At 35.5% G+C, this 16,277-nt stretch carries 19 protein-coding genes; 2 read left to right on the forward strand and 17 right to left on the reverse strand.

The window, feature by feature from the left end:
* Positions 1-7 precede the first annotated feature (7 nt).
* The 7 genes from D8M03_RS08670 to D8M03_RS08700 form a co-directional block, all read right to left on the reverse strand.
* Positions 8-3,004 carry an EAL domain-containing protein gene (locus D8M03_RS08670; protein WP_121214374.1) on the reverse strand — a complete coding sequence of 999 codons (2,997 nt, stop codon included), beginning with the start codon at positions 3,002-3,004 and terminating at the stop codon, positions 8-10.
* 297 nt (positions 3,005-3,301) lie between these two features.
* A complete protein-coding gene (locus tag D8M03_RS08675) occupies positions 3,302-4,915 on the reverse strand; it encodes a GAF domain-containing sensor histidine kinase (protein ID WP_170148411.1) in 1,614 nt (537 codons plus the stop codon).
* A gap of 25 nt (positions 4,916-4,940) precedes the next feature.
* Positions 4,941-5,666 (reverse strand): LytR/AlgR family response regulator transcription factor, encoded by a 726-nt coding sequence (locus D8M03_RS08680; RefSeq protein WP_121214376.1) that lies wholly within the window; start codon positions 5,664-5,666, stop codon positions 4,941-4,943.
* Positions 5,667-6,239: 573 nt separating this feature from the next.
* Positions 6,240-6,836 (reverse strand): NADPH-dependent FMN reductase, encoded by a 597-nt coding sequence (locus D8M03_RS08685; protein WP_121214377.1) that lies wholly within the window; start codon positions 6,834-6,836, stop codon positions 6,240-6,242.
* Positions 6,836-7,474: an NAD(P)-dependent oxidoreductase gene (locus tag D8M03_RS08690; RefSeq protein WP_121214378.1), complete on the reverse strand. Its 639-nt coding sequence runs from the start codon at positions 7,472-7,474 to the stop codon at positions 6,836-6,838. Before D8M03_RS08690 ends, D8M03_RS08685 begins: the two co-directional genes overlap by 1 nt.
* Positions 7,475-7,486: 12 nt before the next feature.
* Positions 7,487-8,527, reverse strand: a complete 1,041-nt coding sequence (locus D8M03_RS08695) for an LLM class flavin-dependent oxidoreductase (protein ID WP_121214379.1) — start codon at positions 8,525-8,527, stop codon at positions 7,487-7,489.
* A gap of 9 nt (positions 8,528-8,536) precedes the next feature.
* Entirely contained in the window at positions 8,537-9,385 is an 849-nt protein-coding gene (locus tag D8M03_RS08700; RefSeq protein WP_121214380.1) for a VOC family protein, read from the reverse strand.
* A gap of 338 nt (positions 9,386-9,723) precedes the next feature.
* Between D8M03_RS08700 and D8M03_RS08705 the strand changes: the two genes are divergently transcribed.
* Together D8M03_RS08705 and D8M03_RS08710 are read left to right on the forward strand one after the other, a co-directional pair.
* Positions 9,724-10,053: a winged helix-turn-helix transcriptional regulator gene (locus tag D8M03_RS08705; protein ID WP_121214381.1), complete on the forward strand. Its 330-nt coding sequence runs from the start codon at positions 9,724-9,726 to the stop codon at positions 10,051-10,053.
* Positions 10,054-10,157: 104 nt separating this feature from the next.
* Positions 10,158-10,643 carry a hypothetical protein gene (locus D8M03_RS08710; protein WP_121214382.1) on the forward strand — a complete coding sequence of 162 codons (486 nt, stop codon included), beginning with the start codon at positions 10,158-10,160 and terminating at the stop codon, positions 10,641-10,643.
* A gap of 69 nt (positions 10,644-10,712) precedes the next feature.
* Here the strand turns inward: D8M03_RS08710 and D8M03_RS08715 are convergent, their stop codons facing one another.
* The 10 genes from D8M03_RS08715 to D8M03_RS08760 form a co-directional block, all read right to left on the reverse strand.
* Positions 10,713-11,156 (reverse strand): GNAT family N-acetyltransferase, encoded by a 444-nt coding sequence (locus D8M03_RS08715; RefSeq protein ID WP_121214383.1) that lies wholly within the window; start codon positions 11,154-11,156, stop codon positions 10,713-10,715.
* A 320-nt stretch (positions 11,157-11,476) separates the two neighbouring features.
* Positions 11,477-12,130 (reverse strand): HAD hydrolase-like protein, encoded by a 654-nt coding sequence (locus D8M03_RS08720; RefSeq protein ID WP_121214384.1) that lies wholly within the window; start codon positions 12,128-12,130, stop codon positions 11,477-11,479.
* Between the two features lie 12 nt (positions 12,131-12,142).
* Positions 12,143-12,358: a hypothetical protein gene (locus D8M03_RS08725; RefSeq protein WP_121214385.1), complete on the reverse strand. Its 216-nt coding sequence runs from the start codon at positions 12,356-12,358 to the stop codon at positions 12,143-12,145.
* A 100-nt stretch (positions 12,359-12,458) separates the two neighbouring features.
* Entirely contained in the window at positions 12,459-12,887 is a 429-nt protein-coding gene (locus D8M03_RS08730; RefSeq protein ID WP_170148412.1) for a DUF418 domain-containing protein, read from the reverse strand.
* Positions 12,888-12,911: 24 nt separating this feature from the next.
* The gene (locus D8M03_RS08735; protein WP_147404816.1) at positions 12,912-13,574 is read right to left on the reverse strand and encodes a DUF418 domain-containing protein; all 663 of its coding nucleotides are present in this window, start codon (positions 13,572-13,574) and stop codon (positions 12,912-12,914) included.
* Between the two features lie 180 nt (positions 13,575-13,754).
* Positions 13,755-14,003 (reverse strand): DUF5412 family protein, encoded by a 249-nt coding sequence (locus tag D8M03_RS08740; RefSeq protein WP_121214388.1) that lies wholly within the window; start codon positions 14,001-14,003, stop codon positions 13,755-13,757.
* A 6-nt stretch (positions 14,004-14,009) separates the two neighbouring features.
* A complete protein-coding gene (locus D8M03_RS08745; RefSeq protein WP_121214389.1) occupies positions 14,010-14,399 on the reverse strand; it encodes a hypothetical protein in 390 nt (129 codons plus the stop codon).
* A complete protein-coding gene (locus tag D8M03_RS08750) occupies positions 14,396-14,629 on the reverse strand; it encodes a hypothetical protein (RefSeq protein WP_121214390.1) in 234 nt (77 codons plus the stop codon). Before D8M03_RS08750 ends, D8M03_RS08745 begins: the two co-directional genes overlap by 4 nt.
* A 12-nt stretch (positions 14,630-14,641) precedes the next feature.
* Positions 14,642-15,451 (reverse strand): ATP-binding protein, encoded by an 810-nt coding sequence (locus tag D8M03_RS08755; protein WP_121214391.1) that lies wholly within the window; start codon positions 15,449-15,451, stop codon positions 14,642-14,644.
* Complete coding sequence (locus D8M03_RS08760; RefSeq protein ID WP_170148413.1) at positions 15,393-16,139, reverse strand: conserved phage C-terminal domain-containing protein; 747 nt, start codon at positions 16,137-16,139, stop codon at positions 15,393-15,395. The genes D8M03_RS08755 and D8M03_RS08760 overlap by 59 nt, the downstream gene beginning before the upstream one ends.
* Positions 16,140-16,277: the final 138 nt, after the last annotated feature.

Genomic DNA, 16,277 nt, shown 5'->3' on the forward strand with positions numbered 1-16,277 from the left:
AATCCCCTTATATATTCAATTGTAACAACTTTTTATTAAAGTATTGAGAAGCAGCTTCATAGACAAATGCTGTATCTGGTATGTTCTTATTGTTTCTTCTATATGAGCTTAGTCGATTGATGACAGAAGATAAACGTCTTTCGGTCGCTTGATCGATTTCAAAGCTTAATCCATAGGTGAAAATACAACTATCTACTTCTTCAAACCATTTGATAGCGCCAGTAAGTTCAAAAATTTCGTTAAGAATTTGGCACTTAACACTGAATTTCATTTGGGTATTAACTGGAAGCTTTAATGTCGAAAGAATCTTCACTCCCCCGATTCCGATATTATCGATGAGGATAGGAGATTTACCAACGTTTACTCCCTTCCCGTTTACTTCTACAATCGTCATTTCCCCTTCAATTGGAGCAGGAAATTGGAAACGATAGTACTTTCTCTTTTCCACTAATACGACTTTTGAATTATTCACTTCTGCTTTTAGATACCCTTGTTTTAACAGCTTTTCAAAGGTCTTTACCATCACTGGTTTCGAGTAGATATACCCTTGGACGAGATCGCAGCCATTTTGTTTCAAAAACGTAAATTGCTCTGATTTTTCTACCCCTTCAGCAACTACTTTCATCCCAAGTACTTTACTTAAATGCATCGCAGAAGAAATAATTCCTCTTTCAACCCCATCTTCATTCCCAATATGGTCAATAAAGATTTTATCGATTTTAATCGTATTTGGTTTAAACTTACGTAATGAATCTAATGAGGCATATCCCGTTCCAAAATCATCAATGGCAAAGTTTATCCCTAATTCTTTTAACCCTTCGATGGTTCTAATTACTTTCTTATCACTTTTTAGTAAGGAACCTTCTGTAATTTCAAATTCTAAATAGTGAGCAGGTACTTGATAAGCATCTAATTGCTCTTTTACAAATTCTAAAAGACCTTTTTTAATGAAGCGGATTGGCGGGATATTAATCGAAATCGGACGTACTTCAAATTCTCTATCCATCCAATCTCGTAAATACATAATCACCTTTTGAATAACCCAATCTGTAATGTTATTAATCATATGATTTTCTTCCGCTAAAGGAATAAATTCGCCCGGTGACACCAATCCCCATTCTTTATGATTCCATCGAATTAACGCTTCGGCACCACAAATTTTTCCTACACTCGGGTCCACTTGCGGCTGAAAATATAATTCAAATTCTTCATTGAGTATAGCTTTTCTCATATCTCGGTCTAGGACATATTTTTTATAAGAAGAGATATCCGTTAAATGGGAAGACAGTTGATAATTATTTTTTCCTTCCTTTTTCGCTTTGTAAAGAGCTGTATGTGCATTTTCTAACAGCACTAACTTCTCTTTCCCTTCTTCCGGGAAAAACGTAATCCCAATACTTGTCGTAACATATAATTCGTAATCTTGCACAATCAGCGGGTTTTCAAATTCACGGATAATGTTATCTGCGAGTTTATGAATATCTTGTTTACTAGAATAATGTTGAACAACCATGATAAAGTCATTACTACTTAATCGTGACAGATAAACATCTTGAGAAACCATTGCACTCAATCGTTTACCAATTAACTTTAACGCCTCATCCCCGACATGGTACCCTAATGAATCATTAATAATATTAAAACGGTCTATATCAAAATATAACACTGCAAAAGCACTCTCTTCTTTACACAGTTTATCTAAATGATTATAGAGTGATTTTTGATTCGGTAAGTCCGTAAGCGCATCGTAGCTTGAATAATATGTAAGTTGTTCTTTCGTTTCCATCTCACCCGATATGTCTGTCACTAATCCAAAATAATTCGTGATGTTTCCGCGAACGTCCTTTCTAGGCACAATTTGTTCGAGAATCCATTTCGTCTCTCCTGCCCCATTGATGATTCGATAAACTACTTCGATACTTCTACCTTTAGAGAGCTCTTTAACTCCTTCTTCAATTGTCTTATAACAATCCGGTTGAATCATGTTGTACCAAAGATTTTTCTCTTCATAAATTCTTTTTGCAGGGTAAGCTGTGATTTTTTCTAATGCTTTTGAAACATATTCAAATTTCCCATCAAATGATTTCTTCATCCATATGCCCGATGAAATATTGTCAAACATATAATAAAAGTTATCTTTTACTTTCGTAATTTGATTTTCTAATTCGATTTGATAGGTTTCATCTTTAATGATACCGATAATCTTATACGGTCGGTCCTCTTTAAAGAAGACTTCTGCATGTACTTTGATATAGCGAATATCCTGATTTTTACCATGATAAATACGGAAATGATTTACGAAGTTTTGCCCTTTTTCAATGGCATTATGTATTTTTTCATATGCATCTTCATAATCATGGGGATGGACTAATTTAAACGGGTCCTCCATTTTGACACAATCATCTTTGTTGATACCAAAAATATGATAGAAATAATCCGAGCAATATAATCGATCTTCTTCAATTAAATATTCCCAACTACCGATTTCGGTAATTTCTTGAGCAGAGTTTAAATGTTTTTCGCTTAATGTTAACTTATTTTTTAACTGCACTTTTTCGGTAACATTAGCTGCGATTAAATAAACACCTTCCACTTGTCCCTCATGCTTAATTGGGATGAACGTAACAACCAAGAAGATGGATTGATTTGAATGTGTTTTAATTTCTATTTCATGTTTTTCCGTGTTCCCTTTTAATGTATTGTAAAAGGCAGACTTAAGCTTTTTACAATGATCCTGTGATAACATTTTTGTTACTTCTTTTACATCTTGTATTGGAAGACCAAGTAATTCATGTATCTTTTTATAATCAATTGTGATGACTTCACTATCTTTCGAAAAGACAATCACAATATCAGGATGATATAAGGCTAGTGAAGAGTAATAATTAAATAACCTACTATTATTCTCTTCATTTAAATTAGTGTTCATTGGTTGCTGAGAATCCTTCCTTAAAAACAACTCTTTCAATTTATTACTTTTTTTCGTAATCGATAAATCCCTCATAATATTGCCTCCCTATTTTCGTTTCAAAATAGAGGTATTTGTATAAATCTTATTATAAAACGTATCCTTTTCAATTTTATGTATACCTCCCGAAATGCAGAGATAGACGTCTGACATGTCCTGTACACCTTCTGAAATAACCACAGAAAAATATCATTTATTTGCGATTCATTAACTAAAAAGTCATGATTTCTTATAGGATTTTAGAATCTAATAAACTTCTATAAATTGTAAATAGTTTAGGAATATTTTATCTATTCCTATCAAAAAAAAGACTAGTGAATATTCACTAGCCCTTTAATTTAGTGGTAATTTAATTGTAAATGCACTTCCTACACCTATTTTGCTGCTTACCGTTAAACTTCCACCTAATTCATTTATGATTTGTTTGGAAAGTGATAACCCAATGCCACTTCCTTCAATTGATGGATTATTTGAAGACGATCGGTAAAAAGTTTTAAAAATTTCACTTAACTCGTTCTCTTCAATTCCAATTCCAGTATCTTGAAATTCTATCATTACAGCTTCTTCTAACACTTTTGTAAAAATCCGTATTGAACCATCGCTATTATTATATTTAATGGCATTTATTAATAAATTATTGAACACTTGTTTTAATCTTTTTGAATCCGTAAAAATGCTTAATTCTTTTTGTTTGAAAAATTCGATTGTAATCCTTTTACACTTCGAGAAATATGTAGCATCGCGAATACACTCATCTATCAATGAATTGATATCAACCTTCTTCAAATCGAATGTTAGTGATACATTATCATACCGGACAAAATCTAACATATCGTCAAACATTCTTTTTAATTGCTTCCCTGCATTTAACATTTTCTCAAGTTGATTTTGTTGAGTTGCTGTTAAATTTTTGTCTTGTGATGTAAGTAGTAATTGATTGTACCCCATAATTGAATTAAGTGGCGTCCGTAATTCATGACTCATTAGCAATAAAAAGTTCGATTTTGCATTGTTAGCTTTATCTGCTCGTTCTTTTTCAAATAGCAATTGTTGATTAGTTTTAATTAGTTCCTTATTCGTTTCTTTTAAATTCGAAATTAATAAAACTCTTTCAAGGGTTATTGCGATGCGTTCGCATATTTCACTGATTAATAAAATTTCATCGGCTGAAAACGTGGATCGTTTACTGGAACCAAAAGATAATGTGCCGAGAAGTTTCCCGTGAGCAAGTAATGGATAACAGATATAAGCCTTTAATCCCATGCTTTTAATAACCTGAGCTTTAGGATCAGTGGATGTTTGTACATGTTCAAGAATCAATTTTTGCTTGGTCTCTGCAACTGTTCCACAACCTTCTTCACCCAATTGGAGAATTTCAATGGATTTCATCTTCTCGGGGGGAACTCCATGATAATTCAATAACCGAATTTGTTTACTAGAACAATCTAAAATATAATTCGTATAAAAATCAACATCTAGCAGTGATGAAAGACTTTCAAAAAGGGAGTCTAATATTTGTTTTGGTTCATTAAACTCCAAAATTTTTTCAGAAATCTCGCTTAAAATTGATAGTTTCTGGTCATTTTCTTCAATAATGCCGTTCACTTGCGCATGCTTTGTATTATCTTTGAAAAATAAAATATATTTGTTATTAGTAGGATAGATTTTAACTTCAATCGTCAAAAAGTTATTTATTTGAACTTCAAATGTAGAAGCAGTTACCATGTCAAACTTCACTTCTTTAATAATCTGATCCATTAGTGAATGAAAAAAAATAGTAAAATTTTCTTTTTTAGCGCCCATTTTCGAAGAACAAAAAAATTTGTACAACTCTGCAAATGTATTATTCGTGATACTTGATTCTAAAATTTCTAACGTTTCACGATTAACAATCATATAACTCTCATTTAAGGGTTTTACTTCAGTAGCTTGAAATTCTAATGACAAAGCACTCATCCTATCAAAGGTATTTTTAGTTACCTAAAATTCTAGTTTCCAATTCCTTTATTTTCAGCTTGGACACATGGGCTGGTTCATCGATTCCGTCAAAATATGCAAGAAATGTTTCGTAATCCTGAACAATACTTGAGATTTTGTCGATATTCACGATATTCGATCGGTGAGCCATAAAGAAATTGCTGTCTAAACGCCTAGATAGTTCTATTAGATTTTCATTTGTTTCAATCCTTCGACCGCATAAGTGGATAATGCACTTTTTCCCTTGTTTTTCAACAAAAAAAATATCTTCCATTGGAATTAAATGGAGGATGCCGTTTGTTTTAATTTTTAATTTTTTCGTACCTTGAGGATTTCTTTCAATATTTTCGAGTTCCAGACAATTTTTCACCTTTTCTAATGCTTGAAATACTCTAACACCCTCGATCGGTTTTACAATATAATCAATTGCAGACTCCGCAAACGCTTCCACAGCAAATTCATCATAACCAGTAATAAATATCACTTTTATATCCGATTTAATACTTTTACATTTTTTAATCGCTTCCATCCCATTTAGCTTTGGCATATTAATGTCTGCAATAATTAAGGCAGGATCATCTAAAATGACTTGGTCTATTAATTCCTCACCATTTGTACAAGTTGCAATTACTTCAAAACTGGGGTGTCTTTCTATAAACGCTACAATGATTTCTAAAGAATCTGGATGATCTTCAGCTACGATTGTTTTTATTCGTTCCAAAAGTGTCACCTCACTTCACTAGTCTCTTTCGCCATTCAATTTTCTGAAAAACAATCAGTTTACAAAATACATAATTTATAAGCACGTTATTATCTCATATTTTCAATTGAGTTTTCTATGTAAATTCTTAGATGGTTTTCGGATGAATTAACAATACTTACAAAAATTAACATTAGAAGGGCGCAAAAAATCGCTGTCGTTGATAAGACATACCAAATAATCCCGCGCAACCTCAATGTTTGTTCATATTATTTAATCCTGCATACCAGATAATTCAATATCCGTAATAAAAAGAACATTACATACCCTACTAATATACTTCAGATTTGTCAAGTAAGTAACTTCCATTTTAAAACCTGATACCCATGTTTCGAACCTATCAAATGATATTTCAAAAGGGAAAAAGGACATTTCGAGACTTAACGTAAATTTTTATTGACAAAATCAAAAATTGTTATCTAAATTTCTATATTTAATTAAACTGATGCATAAATATAAGAAAAATTACCTAAATACCACTACCTTTGTACTAATGAAAAAACCTTGATGAAGAGAATCATCAAGGTCAAATAATTATCGAATTGTTTTTAATGCTGTTGCCCAAGGAATGACTTGGTCTAACATATCGTTTACTGATTTTTCTTGATGTTCGCTTGGTTTGAACACATTGCCGTTTTCAAAATCCGTAAATAGGGATAATGCTGGATGTACGCGAACGTCTGCTACTAATAATTCACCTAAAATGCCACGTAAATGTTCCGCCGCACGAGCTCCACCAACTGAACCGTACGATACAATACCCGCAGCTTTGTTATTCCACTCTTCACGAAGTAAATCCAATGCATTTTTTAACGCGCCCGTAATGGAATGGTTGTATTCTTGAACGATGAATACAAACCCGTCACAAGCATTTACTTTTTCTGACCAAGCAGCTACGCCAGAATTGTCTGCCCCTGGTTCACCTAAAAAAGGAAGTTTGAAATCTGCAATATCAATGATTTCGTATTCTGCATCTCCACGTTTATCGGCAAGTTCCTTTACCCATTTTCCTACTTGTGGACTTACTCTTCCTTCACGTGTTGAACCCAAAATAATCCCAATTTTCATCATTATTTTTTCCTCCAAATTTTGTTTTTGCTTACCGCCGAATAGTTTATCCCAAAAGCCCATTATTCTGCCTCGCCAACAACCGTAAATCTTTGGTTTAGATGTTGAGGGTTCTCAATTTCATCAACGACTGCAATGGCATAGTCTGCATAGCTGATATAACTGTCCCCTTTTGAATTGACGAGCAGTTGATCTTTTCCTAATTGATATGAACCTGTTCTTTTTCCTTCCGCATCAAATACAGCAGGGGGGCTAATAAATGTCCATTTCAGGTCTGTTGTTTGACGTAATTCTTCTAAGTTGCGACCTTGCCCACTTGCGGTTGGTTTTACGAAATCCGGGAAATCTGGTGTATCAATTACCTTAATTGTTTTGTTTTTATCGACATAAAGACTTCCTGCACCACCAACAACGATGAGTCTAGTGTTCGTTCCGCGTAGTGCTTCAATTAAAGTGTGTCCTGCATCGACATGTGCTTGCTCTTCTCCAAGGGGCGCACCGAATGCATTGACCACCACATCAAATTGATTCAAATCTTCAGTTTTCAAATCAAACACGTTTTTTTCTATTACCGGAACATTTTTTTCCGCTAGTTTTGATGCATCTCTTACAATTGCTGTCACTTCATGTCCGCGGCTAACCGCTTCTTTTAAAATCAAACTTCCTGCTTTCCCACTTGCTCCTACAATCCCGATTTTCATTTCAATTTCCTCCTAACGTAATGCTTTATGAATTTGTGGCACTACTTTCGTTGCCAATAACTCAATATTCTGTGCTACCTTTTCAAAAGGTAATCCGCCAATATCGACTTGCGCTAAAAAACGTGTATGGCCAAATAATTCGTGCTGGTGTAACACTTTTTCAACTATTTGTTCTGGACTTCCTACGAATAATGCGGTTTCTGGACTAGCCATTTGTTCAAAATCTACTTTTGACATTCTCGTACCAAAGCCACGTTGACGATTGACATAGTGCCAATAATTCGAATAATACGGATAAAACTCATCTTTCGCTTGTTGCGTTGTCTCAGCGATATACGTATGACCTGTGACCCCCACTTTCAAGCTTTGTGGCGAATGCCCTGCTTCAATACCTGCTTGTCGGTACAAATCCACAAGGGGTTTGAAACGATTCGGGTCGCCACCTAATATTGCTAAAGCCATCCCGACTCCAAATTTCCCAGCACGTATTGCGCTCTCAGGAGTACCACCCACACCAATCCATAGTGGAAGTTGTTCCAATGGTCGTGGAGAAATTTCGGCATCCTTTAATGAAGAACGATACTTCCCTGACCACGTAACGGTATCCTGTTGATTAAGTTGTAAAAGTAACTCCATATGTTCAGTAAAGAGTTCATCATAATCGTTCGTGCTATACCCAAACAGAGGGAATGATTCGATAAAGGCACCACGACCCGCTAATATCTCAGCTCGACCGTTTGAAAGTAGATCCAATGTCGCAAAATCTTCAAATAGACGTACGGGATCCAGTGTACTTAACACACTCGTGGCACTCGTTAGCTTAATCTGGTTTGTCTCTCTCGCAATCGCTGCCAACACAACGGCTGGGGATGAAACAGCATAATCTAATCGATGATGCTCACCTACCCCAAAAACATCAAGACCGGCTTCATCTGCGAGTTTTGCAGCCTTTATGATGTCATCTAATCGTTGTTTGGCACTAACTGTATGACCTGTTAGCGGATCAGGTCCTATGTCTGCCAAGGTGTAAATCCCTATTTCAAAGCCACTCATTGTGTCCTCCTAAACAGTTAGTACAATCACATTTCCTGAAGGGTCTTCCGTTGTTAGTTGATAATTATCTTCTGTAACTTGGTAGCCGAGTTTCTCTAAGTTTTCAATGACTTGTTGGCGTGCTTCCTCATCTGCGTACACCAGTGTGTAATAGACCAGACCGACACTATTTTTCGGAGGTTTTGGTGCACCAACCCCATTCCACACATTCACACCGATGTGGTGATGATATTTATTAGAAGAAAGGAAAAGTGCCTGCCCGCGGAAACGGTTCACCACATCAAATCCAAGACCTTTCACAAAAAATTCCTCTGTTTTTTCTATTTCCGCAACGTGTAAATGAATGTGCCCCATAACGGTATTTTCCGGCATTCCTCTCCATTTAGTTGGTGTGACACTTGTTAGCAAGCGTTCAAAGTTTAACGGATCGATGGTCATCTCTACTTCTTCGCCACTCCAAGTCCATTTTGATGGGTCGCGGTCGATATAAATTTCAATTTCGTTGCCGTCTGGATCGTGCAGATATAATGCTTCACTGACTAGATGATCCGATGAACCGAAGCGAATGCCGTTTTCCACTAAGTGAACAACGATATTTGCTAAATCTGATTTTTCAGGTAAAAGAATAGCAAAATGATAAAGTCCAGTTGTTCTTCCTTGTTTCGGAATGACATTATCCGGTTGTTCTAGCGACAAAAAACTTGTTTTGCCATCTGTTGTTAGCTCTACGGTTGTAGCAGTTTGTTCTAAAATTTTAAAACCTAGAATATCTCGATAAAATTTTATGGCCCTTTGTAAATCAGTCACTTTTACTTTCACGTGCCCGATAAATGTAGTTGGTTTTGTGTGGAATCCCATTTTGACCCTCCTAATTTTTTTCGTTAAAAGAAATTTTTGATTAAATTCGAAAATGAAATAAATCAGCATGGCAAGTAGTACAAAATCCAGTTTGTATCCTGTATTTGAAATGCCTCCTTGGATTCAAATATCATGTAAAAAATGTAAGTCTCAAAACTACTCTTAAATAAGTTTTCCTATTTCGTTGCTGTTCATTTATTTTTCATCCTCAGTTATCACTTACTTTATGTAACCTAGTTTATTTGTGTAACTTATTTTTGTCAAGTAACTAAATTCTATTTTGTAACTTATTTATTTCTCTATGGTATTATAGAAGTAAGTGAGGTGTAGGAAATCCTATGAAACAACCAACAATTTGCCCAAAATTCGAAAAAGCCATCACATTATTAAGTCAAAGATGGAACGCATTAGTGATTTATCAATTATTACCAGGTCCACAACGATTCAGTGAGATTCAATCGGCAATTGGCATAAGCGGCAAAGTATTATCGGATCGTTTAAAAGAATTAGAGCATCAAGACTTGATTAAACGCGAGGTTATTCCTGAAACGCCCGTCGTTATTGAATACTCTTTAACAGAAAAAGGAAAGTCTTTGGAATCCGTTTTAAAAACTATCGAAACCTGGTCTCAAGAGTGGATGAAGCCTGACGATGAAAAAAGCCATTAACAAAGTGTAATGTTTACTTTGTTAATGGCTTTTCATTCGAATTATCCATTTGTCACGTTTGTACATATAATGTGAGGACATTTAGTACATCTTGGAGGAATGGTATGACAAATTTTTATTCATTTCATGGAACTGTAACAGCGATTAATGATTTCTTTACAGGGCAAAATGGTGAAGGTTGCACGAAAATGTATACCTTGCAAAACGAAATGGGGGCAATTGTCAATTTCGTTGTGTCCCCTACAACCTTTTTTGTGGACCACGAAATTGTTAGAGTTGGGGATCAGGTGACGGGATATTACAATGGCGATTTACCAGCGATTCTCATTTACCCTCCCCAATACCCAGCAATCGTTATGGTAAAAGAAAATCCCCAACAAAATGTAAAAGTAGACTATTTCAATAATCAATTGCTTAGCAGTGATGGAGATTTAAAATTAAATTTATCTCCAAATACGAGAATTCGATTAACGAATGGCCAGCCATTTTCGTTATACCCTGGAAATCGAGATCTGATTGTCCTATATACTATTACGACAAGAAGTATTCCCGCGCAAACAACACCACAACGCATAATAGTATTATGTTAACTTACTAAAAACTCGTTCTTTTTACGAGTTTTTTTATTTTAAAAAAACTACCCGGTATAACCGAATAGTTTATTCTAAACTCAATTCATATTGATAAAATTGCGTATCTCTTACATAGCCATTTCGTTCATATAATCTTTGGGCAGAATAGTTATCTGGCGCTGTACTTAAAGTAATACTTTTTGCACCGGTTTGAATCCCATATTCCATTACTTTTTGTATGAGCATTTCACCAATTCCTTGTTTTCGCGCTTCTACATCTACATACAAATCGTTCAGGATCCAAGCTCTTTTCATCGAGATGGAAGAAAATGTTGGGTACAGTTGCGTAAAAGCTACATACTGCTGATTGTTTTTTACAACGAAAATCACAGAATCCTTGTTTTCCAGACGTTCCATTATGTATGCTCTGGCACTCTCTATATCCGACTTTTGTTCGTAAAATACTCGGTATAAATTAAATAAATTTGCTACTCCTTCTAAATCTTCCATTGTTGCTTGATAGATTTGCATTTGAATTGCTCCTTTGTAGTTAGTTCTTATTGTTTGAATACGAGTTTTATTGAGTTTATAACATTTTTTCGTCTCATTAGTGCTATGAAGACCATTTTTACTGATTTCTGAACGCATTTTCGTCTTCATCCCGTTAATGAATACCAGTTTTATTGTATTTGCAATATTATTACGTCTTCATAAGTGCTATGAAGACCATTTTTACTGATTTCCGAGCGCATTTTCGTCTTCATCCCATTAATGAATACCAGTATTATTGAGTTTGCAACATTTTCTCGTCTTCATAAGCGCGATATTAGTTTCATCGTTCTTCTGCAAAATTACAATTCAGCCATAATCCCCTTCAACTGTAGGAAATCATCCATCACAAAATCAGCTTTTGCAAGTTCCTCTTCTTTGGCAAAGTCCAAGTTACATCCGATTGCAACTAAGCCATTATCTTTCGCTGCCTGAAAATCCGAAAGTCGATCCCCCACAACTGCGCCATTCGTAATTCCGTATTTCTCCACAATTTTCCCAACTAAATCGGATTTATTCAACGAGTCAATTTGTTCAATACTAAAGGTTTCTGTTACCCATTGATCTAATTGATATGTACTCACAATCGCATTTAAGTAATCTACCAAGCCATTACTTGCTATATAAATAGAACAATTTTGTTCTTTTAGAAAACTAAATACTTCTGTCACATGGGGATATAAAGCACCCTTCCCATTTTTAATATTTTCTATTAACCTTTCTAAGAAGTATGCATCCGCCAGTTCCCTAACTTCTTTTGACTGATTTGGCAACAAAGCTTCCCATACTTTTGGTAAAGGAACACCCATAATTTCACGGTATTTCTCAATTGGTGTGCTACTATCCCAATGCTGAAGTGCCCGTAAATGATTAAACGTATCTTCTAGCGAACATTCTAAAATTTTATTTGTTTGAAATAACGTGCCATCCATGTCGAAAATAATAGATTGAATCAAAAATTTCTCCTCCTATGTCACCCTATTAAGCTCTTTTTTCTTTTTAAACTTTCTCCAAAAATAAATGATGACAAGCATCGGTAAAAGCACCGGTGCAATTTCTGGTACTATTAATAAAAACGAAAAGTCCGTAATCATGATAATTTCTATTAAAACTAAAGAAAATAGCAATCCGAAATGTTGTAGTTTTATATAACATCGATTAAAAAATCCAAGCATTTTTGCCAAAATTCATTTCCCCTATTATGCTTTTTCTTTAATACGGAAAAGTGGCAGAAAAAGTTTCCTATATTTACAAAAAAGGCACAACCCCATCATAGATTGCGCCTCAAAGTGTAGATTTTTTTCTCAATACTGTCTCAAACGGACCTCTAATCGATCTTTTATGCAGTATATTGGCAATGATAACTGAAACAACCCAAACGAATACCGAAACCACATCGCTTCCCAACTGGCTAATGTGTCCACCAAGACCTCCAGCATAAGGGGCTAAAATGAGAACAAATAAAAAAGATTGAAAGATATAAAAACTCAATGAGCGTTGTCCAAGTGCTACTATTGCCTTAGTAACGGTACCTCTTTTTTGTTCCAACTTAATGGCCATTAATCCTATCAACGCTGTCCAGCCCACTCCTCCTGCAAAACCAGTGAATGTATGAAGAGCTTTTGCTGATAATTCCCATATCTCACTGTAAGATGTCCAGAATAAAGAGGACATGAGTGCCATAGGAATCGCACCTGCTGTTGAGATGAACAATCCTAATAGTGCAGCGTTGATAAGTTATTTCCTATGTTTTTGTGGATAATCAATGAATTGAAAACGTGCAACTAAAATGCCAATTAGGACCCCTGGAATTAGTTGAAAACTCAAGAATGGAGTATAAAACATCCACTCAAACATTCGACTTATGGCCGCATCAATCGGATCTGCCATCTTAGTGGTCGACGTCATTTCCATATTTAATGTATCAAACCCTCTTGGCACCGCCGTCCCGACAGCTCCAACAATGAAAAGAATTAATATCGCTAAAACAATTATACTTTTATTGGATAATCGAACAAATAGACCGGCAAATAGTAGAGCGATTAATCCGTATGCCCCAATAATATCTGCTAAAAGCAATGTTGCATGGAGAAAACCGATTAATAACATCCATGCTCCCCGGCGTCTAAAAATACGTTTCGTGTCTTTCCAAGGGATTCCCTTTCTTTCATGTCTTTTAAATAATTGGTGGAGTCCATACCCAAAAAGAATCGCAAACAAGGGGAAAGCTCTTCCGTCAATAAACACTTGCCGCAGAAACACAGTTATTTGATCAGTTATTGTAATATCTCGATCAGTTGAAAAGAGAAATTGATTTCCATGGGCTAAAGCAATGAACAACAACATATACCCGCGTGCTAAGTCTGGTGTTAATTTTCTTTTATAGGCAAACGAGTTCATAATTCTCCTTTTTAATATTATGTTATCTAATAAATACGCATGGAACAAGGCTTTCCCTACCCGATAAAGCCACAGTACAAATACCGCACTTGATTTTCCTCCCAGTTCAGAACCTTTTCCATTGGTATATATCTTAAAAGAGATTTTATGAATTGTCATTGATAAAGATACTTTCGTTGTCTATCCTCTGATATTTAGGGAGCTTTCATCGTAATTCCAATATATCGTTTTCGTATTATCACCATAATCAATTTCCACTCGAATGGCAGCCCTCAACGTTATACCAACTTCATCGATAACTTCGGCTATTACCACAAATTTTTGATTTGGCGATAGATGTTCCGGTAAAATTTCACCTTTGGGCAATTCATCCAGCTCAACATTCAAAAAATCATAAATCTTGTTAGAACTTCCCCCGATAACTACCATAACAAACTAATCTCGATTACCTCGTGCGAACCCAGTAAGTACTAAAATATAAAAGGGATATACAATTACTCCTCCAAGCCCTAATAGACCTGTAACTGGATTAGGTGAATCCCCACCATCCGTAATTGGAAATAGTTTTGCGAAAAAATATATGAAAAGCACGAAATAAGGGAACCAAAGAAGGGCTGTCCAATAATTCGTCTGCCATTCGTTCGTAAGGTAGAACAGTAGAATTGAACCGCCAATTATATCAGCAATTATGATGATACCTGTCAAAACATTGATCGTACCAACTTCTAAATGCGTAATCCGCGCAATTCTATATACATTCAACATCAGTTCTAATGGGACAAAAATCATTATTGCGTACAAAGCGCTCAGCATGTTTAATTTCATGTCATAATCTCCAATTGTTTAGAAATATGACGGAAAATATTGGGAGAAGTTTCAGCCCCACCTCCCCAATCTAGAAAATACTCACACGCCTCATCCATAGTCCTAAACCCTTTCACCCGCTGCAATTGCTCCATCCAAAACACAAATGCCTCTTCAAAATGTTGCGACTTATACTTGTGATAATTCAACCCATTCAACACAAGCATATCTAAAATGTACACTTCATTCATCAAGTTCTCCCCCTAAAACTCGATATTTCGAATGCGTTTATCCTTCGTTTCAGCAAAATGAATCAAATACGTATTTTTCATCATGCGTGACACTAATTTTCGGTCATACATCGCTTCAAGTTTTGTGCGATTTATATTCGTTGTGATGATGGTGCTTTTATTTTGTCGCGCATTGATAATTCCTCTTAAAATGCGGCTTGTGTAATCAGATGCCCGTTTTTCAGTATCGATATCCCCTGTTTCAGCCCCTAAATCATCCAACACAAGGTAATCAACACTAGTAAGTAAATCCGTTACATATTTCTCGGTAAACTTGTTTTCTCGGTTTTGAAAGCTATCCCTAATGCGACGTAACATTTCATCCACATCGGCAAATAAACATGTCACGTGACGGTCAAATTCGTTCAAACTTCTCAAGAGCGCCATGGCTAAGTGGGACTTGCCCACACCTGTATTGCCAGTAAACCAAATGTTAAACACCTCCCCTTTTCGAAATTGTTTTAACGCATTGAGTGCCCGTTCTTTATTGGCCGTCTCTTCATGGTCGGTCACGATATAATTCTTAAATCCCGCATCTAACAACGTTTCATCTTGTAAAATACTTTGTTTGTACAGCATGTTATATTTTGCAAGAGTTTGTCGTGCTATAAGTTCATTGGCCACTTCCCGTTCCAATTGTTGCGTTAGCTTTTCCGTTTCACAAACCGTACAAAGTTCTTTGTTGTTTATTAGCATGTACTGGCATTGATGTTGGTAACAAAACTTAGAAGTGTATGCCATCTGTAAATTGTGCGGTAGTTTGATTTCCGCTATATTTCGCATGTTTTTCACCTACTTTTTCATTTAGGTACGATTCAAATTTTGTGCCGAACAGTGTTTCTGGACGGAGAAACTTGCTCATTTTCGGATCATCTTGCCAACTAACCACCTTTTTGATGATAACCGTTTGAAAATCGTCTTCCGTAAATCCTTCCTGGAAACGTGCTTTAATTAACTTTCGTGTGTTCTTTGTGTTATGGCGATAACTTGTCCCTGCTTTTTCGTTCAAGAAATCGATAATCTTTTTGTACGGAATGGAGAACTCGACAATATCTTTTTTATCAGTATTTTGTAATTCAGTATTTAGTTTAAAGTCAGTATTTAGTAACGCTGCGTTCCCTTGATTAATGGAAGTTGGATTGTGGTTACCTTCTTGGACCTTTTCTAAAAGTAGTTTTGGTGGTACTTCATAAACAATTGTCTCCCACTTGACAATTTTATGATCAACATAGACTGGAAACCTTTCCACATACCCATAATTTTTTAACTCATTAAGACCTGAGCGAAAAGATCTATCACCGTCTGTAGCATGTTTCATTAGTTCATCAATTCGAAAATACCAATCATCTGGCTTCGACAACATATGAGCAAGTATCCCTTTTGCTTTCCAACTTAATCTTCTGTTCTTTAAGAACCCTTGATCCAACACTGTATAATTTTCATTTTTTTCAGCTCGAATAATTTTACTCATAATAACCACCTCTCCGATTTTTGATCCTATAGCTGATTTTGCTTCATGTCTTGAAAGAAGACTTGTCTGGTATCCTTTATTTCGAAAACTTGCTAATGCTCCCACTCCCCTCTTTTGTATGGTATATATCGTTTAAAA

The organism is Ureibacillus endophyticus (assembly GCF_003628435.1).
Taxonomy (GTDB): domain Bacteria; phylum Bacillota; class Bacilli; order Bacillales_A; family Planococcaceae; genus Ureibacillus; species Ureibacillus endophyticus.

Excerpts from the sequence above, each read along its gene's own strand:
- D8M03_RS08670 (WP_121214374.1), bottom strand. The coding sequence starts at position 3,004 with ATGAGGGATTTATCGATTACGAAAAAAAGTAATAAATTGAAAGAGTTG.
- D8M03_RS08685 (WP_121214377.1), bottom strand. The coding sequence starts at position 6,836 with ATGGGCTTTTGGGATAAACTATTCGGCGGTAAGCAAAAACAAAATTTG.
- D8M03_RS08690 (WP_121214378.1), bottom strand. The coding sequence starts at position 7,474 with ATGAAAATCGGGATTGTAGGAGCAAGTGGGAAAGCAGGAAGTTTGATT.
- D8M03_RS08695 (WP_121214379.1), bottom strand. The coding sequence starts at position 8,527 with ATGAGTGGCTTTGAAATAGGGATTTACACCTTGGCAGACATAGGACCT.
- D8M03_RS08700 (WP_121214380.1), bottom strand. The coding sequence starts at position 9,385 with ATGGGATTCCACACAAAACCAACTACATTTATCGGGCACGTGAAAGTA.
- D8M03_RS08705 (WP_121214381.1), top strand. The coding sequence starts at position 9,724 with ATGAAACAACCAACAATTTGCCCAAAATTCGAAAAAGCCATCACATTA.
- D8M03_RS08710 (WP_121214382.1), top strand. The coding sequence starts at position 10,158 with ATGACAAATTTTTATTCATTTCATGGAACTGTAACAGCGATTAATGAT.
- D8M03_RS08715 (WP_121214383.1), bottom strand. The coding sequence starts at position 11,156 with ATGCAAATCTATCAAGCAACAATGGAAGATTTAGAAGGAGTAGCAAAT.
- D8M03_RS08735 (WP_147404816.1), bottom strand. The coding sequence starts at position 13,574 with ATGAACTCGTTTGCCTATAAAAGAAAATTAACACCAGACTTAGCACGC.
- D8M03_RS08740 (WP_121214388.1), bottom strand. The coding sequence starts at position 14,003 with ATGGTAGTTATCGGGGGAAGTTCTAACAAGATTTATGATTTTTTGAAT.
- D8M03_RS08745 (WP_121214389.1), bottom strand. The coding sequence starts at position 14,399 with ATGAAATTAAACATGCTGAGCGCTTTGTACGCAATAATGATTTTTGTC.
- D8M03_RS08750 (WP_121214390.1), bottom strand. The coding sequence starts at position 14,629 with ATGAATGAAGTGTACATTTTAGATATGCTTGTGTTGAATGGGTTGAAT.
- D8M03_RS08755 (WP_121214391.1), bottom strand. The coding sequence starts at position 15,451 with ATGCGAAATATAGCGGAAATCAAACTACCGCACAATTTACAGATGGCA.
- D8M03_RS08760 (WP_170148413.1), bottom strand. The coding sequence starts at position 16,139 with ATGAGTAAAATTATTCGAGCTGAAAAAAATGAAAATTATACAGTGTTG.